The following is a 294-nucleotide window of genomic DNA, read 5'->3' on the forward strand; positions in this document are numbered from 1 at the left end:
GTAACATAGTGTCATTCGTATACGATGGGCCCTTCCTGCTTAGCTCTTCTAAACAAATAGAAAAATGTTCCTCTGCCTCAGTCGCAAACTCTAACATTTGTAATCGATTTTCTACACTAGTAATATTCCGCCCTTGTTTATGCGGTGGAATTTGGTTCGGTAAGAACCATACTTCTTCTAAATTCAAAGCGTGATATACTTCAGTTGCAATTAGCAAATGCCCATAATGTGGCGGATAAAATGTACCGCAAATGATGCAAATTTTTCTCAAAATAAACGCCCCTTCCTTTTACC

The 294-nt window shown here is 38.4% G+C and carries 1 protein-coding gene; it reads right to left on the reverse strand.

From position 1 onward, the window contains the following. On the reverse strand, nt 1–271 hold a 271-nt coding region (locus tag ACSG5Z_RS31140; RefSeq protein ID WP_435712886.1), incomplete at its 3' end, for a nicotinate-nicotinamide nucleotide adenylyltransferase. Nucleotides 272–294 lie beyond the last annotated feature (23 nt).

Source organism: Bacillus pretiosus (assembly GCF_051294775.1).
In the GTDB taxonomy this organism is placed as follows: Bacteria; Bacillota; Bacilli; order Bacillales; family Bacillaceae_G; genus Bacillus_A; species Bacillus_A wiedmannii.